This is a genomic window from Pseudomonas machongensis, from assembly GCF_034961125.1.
Classification (GTDB): domain Bacteria; phylum Pseudomonadota; class Gammaproteobacteria; order Pseudomonadales; family Pseudomonadaceae; genus Aquipseudomonas; species Aquipseudomonas machongensis.
Window position 1 is genome coordinate 1 of the sequence record NZ_JAYFUI010000193.1, and the last position, 7,292, is coordinate 7,292.

General features: G+C 59.4%; 8 protein-coding genes. 7 read left to right on the forward strand and 1 reads right to left on the reverse strand.

Annotated elements, in window-relative coordinates; genetic code table 11:
* Positions 1 to 920: 920 nt before the first annotated feature.
* A complete protein-coding gene (arsN2, locus tag VA602_RS26915) occupies positions 921 to 1,415 on the reverse strand; it encodes an arsenic resistance N-acetyltransferase ArsN2 (protein WP_212628235.1) in 495 nt (164 codons plus the stop codon).
* 177 nt (positions 1,416 to 1,592) lie between these two features.
* Between arsN2 and VA602_RS25015 the strand changes: the two genes are divergently transcribed.
* From VA602_RS25015 to VA602_RS25045, 7 genes are read left to right on the forward strand one after another with little or no spacing between them, the layout of a single operon-like run.
* Positions 1,593 to 1,949, forward strand: coding sequence for a metalloregulator ArsR/SmtB family transcription factor (locus VA602_RS25015; protein ID WP_027917261.1), 357 nt, complete (start codon positions 1,593 to 1,595; stop codon positions 1,947 to 1,949).
* Positions 1,950 to 1,978: 29 nt separating this feature from the next.
* The gene (locus VA602_RS25020) at positions 1,979 to 3,262 is read left to right on the forward strand and encodes an arsenic transporter (RefSeq protein ID WP_212628234.1); all 1,284 of its coding nucleotides are present in this window, start codon (positions 1,979 to 1,981) and stop codon (positions 3,260 to 3,262) included.
* A 14-nt stretch (positions 3,263 to 3,276) separates the two neighbouring features.
* Complete coding sequence (locus tag VA602_RS25025) at positions 3,277 to 3,747, forward strand: arsenate reductase ArsC (protein WP_212628233.1); 471 nt, start codon at positions 3,277 to 3,279, stop codon at positions 3,745 to 3,747.
* Positions 3,748 to 3,770: 23 nt separating this feature from the next.
* Positions 3,771 to 4,484 (forward strand): arsenical resistance protein ArsH, encoded by a 714-nt coding sequence (gene arsH, locus VA602_RS25030; RefSeq protein ID WP_212628232.1) that lies wholly within the window; start codon positions 3,771 to 3,773, stop codon positions 4,482 to 4,484.
* Between the two features lie 4 nt (positions 4,485 to 4,488).
* Positions 4,489 to 4,992 (forward strand): cyclin-dependent kinase inhibitor 3 family protein, encoded by a 504-nt coding sequence (locus VA602_RS25035; RefSeq protein WP_010952947.1) that lies wholly within the window; start codon positions 4,489 to 4,491, stop codon positions 4,990 to 4,992.
* 25 nt (positions 4,993 to 5,017) lie between these two features.
* Positions 5,018 to 6,100 carry an ArsO family NAD(P)H-dependent flavin-containing monooxygenase gene (locus VA602_RS25040; protein WP_212628231.1) on the forward strand — a complete coding sequence of 361 codons (1,083 nt, stop codon included), beginning with the start codon at positions 5,018 to 5,020 and terminating at the stop codon, positions 6,098 to 6,100.
* Positions 6,093 to 6,653: an arsinothricin resistance N-acetyltransferase ArsN1 family B gene (locus tag VA602_RS25045; protein ID WP_212628230.1), complete on the forward strand. Its 561-nt coding sequence runs from the start codon at positions 6,093 to 6,095 to the stop codon at positions 6,651 to 6,653. Before VA602_RS25040 ends, VA602_RS25045 begins: the two co-directional genes overlap by 8 nt.
* Positions 6,654 to 7,292: the final 639 nt, after the last annotated feature.

The following is a 7,292-nucleotide window of genomic DNA, read 5'->3' on the forward strand; positions in this document are numbered from 1 at the left end:
ATGTTTTGGAGGTCTCTCCAGTGACGCTGGCCTGCTTGGTCGAAGCCGAATTTATCGGTGGGGAAGCCAGGCTTCTGCTCAACGAAGCAGCGAAGGAGCTGAGAGAGGTTGACGAGTAAGTCATCCCTCCAGTCGTAGAGCGGATCAGCATAGGAGCCGCTCAGAGCGGTTTCTATAATCGATCTATAATCGCCTATAAAGTCCTATAAGCCGCATGAAATGCGGGTCTCAGTCAGCCCTTATCTCTCTCCGCTCATTGCTCAAGACCTGACCTGAAGACCTTTAGGCGGACTTGCGCTGCACGCGTGGGTCCAAGCCCGACTGCGACCGACCGTCCATACTGAGCTACGAAAGCCACAATCAAGATGTGCCGCGTCAGGAGGACTCTCTGGGCTCAAGGGAGCAATGTGCGGATCCTGCACCTTGCTTTCCTGCATCTGCCCTTGGAGGCGGGACCACTCTACGTCCCGCAGACAACCGGCCTTCGGCCGAATATATCCAGCGGTAGGTTCTTCTCTCACTGGATGCGCTCTGGTTCCCCAGGCTCTAGGCTAGTGTGCCCCCTGATCAAGTCCGGTGCCAATCTCGCGACGCACTGTCCGTCTGCTTGCGCCTAGGACTCACCAGACTCAGGCATGAAGCCATCGTAAGCGTTCCGCCAAATGTCATGCGCGATTGGGATACCCATAGGCCCGGTGGCCAACCAGATCGCATCAATGCCGGATCATCGGGTGACAGCTGGGAAATCACACCTGATTTGACCAGCAATTTGCCTCGGATGTAACCAGCGCACGGGTACGTCTCGACCGGCAGGAATCGACCCTTTGCAGCCGTTCGAGGTGTCTACGAAAACGAGGTCGATTCAGTTCGACATCTTTCGGGGGGCGCAGGACTCGTTCCTGGGACACCTGAGAATGAACTCACTGACGTCCGTGGAGGCGAGTTACCTGTGGTGACACCGAGTTTATGTCGCCAAGCTCCTTCACCATGTAAACCGCAGACGTCGGGCAGAGGCTGTTGAACTCCTCCGAACTGGAAATTGCCTTTGGGGCTTGGGATCGGTCTCTCTGCTCATATCCCCGAGCCGCGAAGAAGTCGGGTGCTGTTGTGGTCAGCAGATGAAGGCTTTGGGCTCCGTCAGCTTCCGCTATTCGCTCAAGTGCTCTGAGCAGCAGGTTACCGATCCCTGACTTTCGCTGGGCCGGTACGACAACCAGTGAGCGAATCAGACGAGTCCGACCGCTTCCTTCAATGCCCCCGTATCCCAGCTCCGTTTCTCCCCGGTGAAAGGAATAGAACATTCGACCGGGCTGCAAAAGGTCTTGGGTCGGCAAGCCCGCAGCAGTCAGATGCGCAGCTAGGCCTTGGATTTGATCGGTATCAAGCAATCGGACAGAGATATCAGACCGGTTCATTGGGAACTCTGGGGATGGTATCGACGGCCAGTATAGGGCCTAGAGCGCGGGCTTTTTCCAGTTCTATGACGTCCCGTAAGGCGAGGCGATTGTAAATATCTGCTTTACCGTATATTCGAATCATCATATATTCGAATTTCCAGATATTGGCCGTGCATACATTCCTCAGGAGGGCACATGCGGGAAACACTGACTCCCCCCATCGTTTTCAAATGCCTGGCTGATGACACCCGGGCCCGGATGACCCTGCTGATCGCCCGTGAAGGCGAACTCTGTGTCTGCGAACTTACCCACGCGCTGGAGCTGAGCCAGCCGAAGATCTCCCGTCATCTTGCCCAGTTGCGCGAGGCTGGAATCCTGATGGATCGCCGCAAGGGTCAATGGGTGTATTACCGACTGCACCCCGAACTGCCTCAGTGGGTGGACGCGATGCTGAAGGGAGTGGTCGATGCCAACCAGGAATGGTTGAGCCCCGATGCATTGCGCCTTGCCGAAATGGGCGAGCGGCCGCAGAACCCTGTTGCTTGTGCTTGAGACTTCCCTTCGCTGATTGAGTTGTAGTCATGCTGATCGCATTTATGATTTTCCTGGTGACGATCGTTCTCGTCATCTGGCAGCCCAAAGGCCTGGGTGTGGGCTGGAGTGCCGCACTGGGGGCCGTCGTGGCGCTGCTGGCGGGCGTCGTGAGCTTGTCCGATATCCCCGTGGTCTGGCAGATCGTCTGGAACGCTACCGCCACCTTCATCGCCGTCATCATCATCAGCCTGCTGCTGGATGAGGCGGGCTTCTTCGAGTGGGCGGCATTGCACGTGGCGCGCTGGGGCAAGGGCAGCAGCCGCAAGCTGTTTGCCTTCATCATCCTGCTGGGCGCCGCCGTCTCGGCGTTGTTCGCCAACGACGGTGCGGCACTGATCCTGACTCCGATCGTCATCGCCATGCTGCTGGCCCTGCGCTTTTCCCCGGCGGCGACGCTGGCATTCGTCATGGCAGCAGGCTTTATCGCCGATACCGCGAGCCTGCCGCTGGTGGTGTCCAACCTGGTGAACATCGTCTCCGCCGACTACTTCGGCATCGGTTTCAGCGAGTACGCCTCGGTCATGGTGCCGGTGAACCTGGTCAGCATCGCCGCCACCCTGGGCATGCTGCTGTGGTTCTTCCGCAAGGACCTGCCGCGTACCTATGAACTCGACCAACTGAAGACTCCCGAGGCCGCTATCCGCGACAAAGCGACGTTCGTTGCCGGCTGGTGGGTGCTTGCGCTGTTGCTGGTCGGCTTCTTCGCCATCGAGCCGCTGGGTGTTCCGATCAGCGCCATCGCTGCTGCCTGCGCGCTGATCCTCTACCTGATCGCCGCTCGCGGGCATGTGATTTCTACCCGCAAGGTGCTCAAGGACGCGCCTTGGCAGGTCGTGGTGTTCTCGCTTGGCATGTATCTCGTGGTCTATGGCCTGCGTAACGCCGGCCTCACCGAATACCTGACGCAGATCCTCAATGTTTTCGCCGGCTACGGGATCTGGGGCGCATCCCTCGGCACGGGGCTGCTCGCTGCTGGCCTGTCGTCGGTCATGAACAACATGCCCACTGTGCTGGTAGGGGCCTTGTCGATCCAATCCGCCGAGGCCACCGGCATCGTGCGCGAGGCCATGGTCTACGCCAACGTCATCGGTTGTGACCTCGGTCCGAAAATCACCCCAATCGGCAGCCTGGCCACTTTGCTGTGGCTGCACGTGCTGGCCCGCAAGAACATCGTCATCACCTGGGGCTACTACTTCCGTACCGGCATCGTCCTGACGCTGCCGATCCTGCTTGCCACCTTGGCCGCATTGGCCATCCGCCTGAGCTTTTGAACCGGAGATACCTGATGAAAGTCTTGTTCATGTGCACCCACAACAGCTGCCGCAGCATCCTGTCCGAGGCGCTGTTCAATCACCTGGCCCCCGAGGGTATGGAAGCTGTGAGTTCTGGCAGCTTCCCAAGCGGCAAGGTCAATGAGCGGGCACTGAAAATCTTGGAAGCCGCCGGTATCCCCACCGCTGGTCTTTCAAGCAAGGCCTCGGATGCCTTCGAGAGTTCTCCTCCCGACATCGTTGTCACCGTGTGCGACCGCGCTGCCGGCGAAGCCTGCCCGATCTTCTTCGGGCCATCGCTCAAAGCCCACTGGGGCCTGGCCGATCCTTCAGCGGTCACCGGGAGTGAGACAGAAATCGAAGAAGCCTTCCAGACCACACTTGCGAAGATCGATGAGCGCGTGCGCGCCTTCATTGCGCTGCCTTTCTCGCAACTGAGCCAGGACGAACTGAAAGCCGAACTTGCCCGAATCGGCGCGCTGTAGGCCCTGGATCAATGGAGACAGAAATGAACGACCACCTCCCAAATGTCCAACCAGAACTGATTGATCTGCCGTCGCTGGAGCGGCTGACGCCGAAGGAGCCTTCCACACACAAACCGCGCATCCTGTTGCTGTACGGATCGACCCGCGAACGCTCATTCAGCCGCTTGATGGTCCAGGAAGCTGCGCGCCTGCTGGAAGAGTTCGGCGCTGAAACCCGTATCTTCGACCCTTCCGGCCTGCCGCTGCCGGATGACGCTCCGGACTCCCACGAGAAGGTGCTGGAACTCCGCGAGCTGATGCAATGGTCCGAGGGCCAAGTGTGGTGCTCCCCCGAGCGTCACGGCTCAATGAGCGCTGTCTTCAAAGCGCAGATCGATTGGGTACCGCTGGCCATAGGCGCCGTTCGCCCAACCCAGGGCAAGACCCTCGCGGTGATGCAGGTGTGTGGAGGCTCGCAGTCTTTTAACGTGGTGAACCAACTGCGCGTGCTTGGCCGCTGGATGCGTATGTTTACCATCCCGAACCAGTCGTCGGTGCCAAAAGCCTTTCTGGAGTTCGATGAAGCGGGACGCATGAAACCGTCGTCTTTCTACGATCGGCTGGTCGACGTGATGGAGGAACTGACCAAGTTCACGCTGCTGCTGCGTGATCGCCAGGATTACTTGGTAGACCGCTACTCCGAACGCAAAGAGTCGGCGGAAGAACTATCCAAGAGAGTCAATATTCGGTCTATTTGAGGTCATGAGCATGTCGCATCCTTACTCATTGAAATCCTTGCCCCATGCTCCGGGTGTCCTGATTTTTACGCCTTGTCCGGGCACCCAGACCAGCGCTCTCGCTGAAAGCCTGGATACGCTCAAGCAGGCCGGTGCCGTAGCGCTTGTTACTCTGATGTCGGACGCAGAGCTTCAGGAAAACGGAGTTGCCCAGCTTGGCATCGCGGCCAAGCAGCATGGGTTGGAGTGGTTCCAGCTGCCGATCGAGGATGATCAGGCTCCTGATCAAAACTTCGAGGCTCGGCTGGGAGAGATTCGCCACCAGTTGGACGCTTTGCTCGCTTCCAACAAGGCCCTGGCAATCCACTGCAAGGGCGGCTCCGGCCGCACCGGGCTGTTCGCTGCCCGTCTGCTGATCGAATCCGGAATGCCGCGCCGCGAGGCGATCGCCTGGGTGCAGGAGCTTCGCCCTCGGGCGATTCAGAAGCCTGCGCACATCAACTACATCAACCAGTTCGGCGAAGACTGAGCGCTCCAGCCAGACAGGAGAAACCATGGCCACCGAAGGCGAACTACTCGATGTCATCGTGATTGGCGGCGGGCAGTCCGCGCTGACGGTGGCTTATTTTCTCAAGCGAGCCAAGCTGTCGTTCCTGTTGCTCGATGCCGAAGAGGCTGCGGGCGGGGCTTGGCGCCATGGCTGGGACTCGCTGACGCTGTTCTCGCCCTCCGCATGGAGCACGATCGCGGGCTGGCCGATGCCGCAAGTCACCGAAGGTAATCCCGATAGGGATCACGTGGTCAGCTATCTGGAGCAGTACGAGGCACGCTACGGGTTTTCTATCGTTCGTCCCGTCAGCGTCACGTCAGTGGAGCGGACCGGGCTTGGTCTTCGTGTACGCTCGAAGGACCGCGACTGGGAGGCTCGTGTCGTCATCAGCGCAACGGGGACCTGGAGCAACCCCTATATTCCGGCCTATCCGGGGATAGAGCTGTTCCAGGGACAGCAGATTCACTCCGCCCATTATCAATCACCCGAGGCTTTCCAAGGAAAGCGCGTGCTGGTCGTTGGTGGTGGCAACTCGGGGGCGCAAATCTATGCGGAGCTGTCCGAGGTCGCCGACGCAACGTGGGTAACCACGGAGGAACCGGCGTTTCTGCCTGATGACGTTGATGGCCGGGTGCTGTTCGAACGGGCTACCGAGCGCCTCAAGGCTCAACAGGAGGGCCGTGTTATCGACGCACCGGTCGGTGGGCTTGGCGATATCGTCATGGTGCCCTCAGTGGTCCGGGCTCGCGAGCGCGGGGCCCTTCGTGCTGTAAGGCCTTTTACCTCATTCACGCCGGACGGGGTCGCTTGGCTCAACGGTGAGAAAACCCAGGTCGATGCTGTGGTCTGGTGTACTGGGTTCCGGCCGGCGCTGGATCATCTGAAGGCACTGGACGTGCTGGATGACAACGGTAGGGTCGAGGTTGATGGGGGGCACTCTATTCGCGAGCCGCGCCTCTGGCTGGTCGGATATGGCGACTGGACCGGCCTGGCCTCGGCGACGTTGATCGGCGTCACCCGTACCGCGCGTAGCACGGTCAACGAAGTAGTTGAACACCTGAACAGCTTGGAGCAGCCGGATGCATAGCGGAATCGATATTCGTGTCGCCAGACCAGAGGATGCAGAAGAGATTCAGATCATCTACGCGCCCATCGTGCTCAACACGGCTATCTCATTCGAAGAGGCAGTGCCGAGCGTGGAGCAAATGCGTGAGCGGATCTCCACGACGCTGCAAACCTACCCGTATCTGGTGGCTGTGCGAGAAGGACGAGTAGTCGGCTATGCCTACGCCAGTCAGCACCGCGCGCGTGCGGCGTACCGGTGGGCGGTGGATGTGACGGTGTATGTCGCTGAAGGGCAACGCCGCAGCGGGATTGCTCGCCAACTCTATGACGTGCTGCTGCCGGTTCTGAAGCGTCTGGGATATCGCTCGGCGTATGCCGGCATTGCCTTGCCGAATGAAGGCAGTGTCGGGCTGCACGAGCGACTCGGCTTCCAGCACATCGGTACGTTTCCGCAGGTCGGATTCAAGCTCGGTGCTTGGCATGATGTGGGGTATTGGCGGTTTGATTTCGGTGACGAAGGCCTTCACCCCGAGGCTCCATTAAGCTTCCTATCCCATATCCCAATGCCACGTTAGAGGGTCCCAGTGAGTTTAGCTGTCTTCCGCGAAAGGCAGCTATGGGTCGACACCTGCCGATCAAAACGTACCCATGCGCTGGTCACATCCGATGCAAATGGCTGGTCAAGACGAATGCAAACAGGTGGTCAAGTGGGACGCAAACGCTTGGTCAAGTCAGGTGCAATTTCCCATCTCCGCTCATTGCTTAAGACCTGACCTGAGAACCTATTAGGCAGACTGCCCCTGGGTCCGAGCCCAACTGTGACCGCCCGTCCATACTGAGCCACGAAAGCCACAATCACGATCTGCCGCGTCAGAAGGACTCACTGACCTCAAGTGAGCAATGTGCAGATTATGCACCTTGCTTCCCTGCATCCGCCCTTGGGGCGGACCCGCACTCGGTGTCACACATCACCGGCCTTCGGCCGAATGAACCCAGCGGCAGGTGGCCTCCCATGAATGCAGCTCTGGTTCCTCGGACGCTGGCTATGTGATCACCCAGACCGATTGACCAAGCGGACCTCGCGTTGCACTCTCCGTCACTCCGGCGTGTCCCGCTGATCGTGCTGAATGACGGCTGGCGTACGTTGATCAGTCCGATTCACCCGGTTCGATCCATGCGCCCAACTCCCTGGATAATTCCGCTCCAGGAGCGGG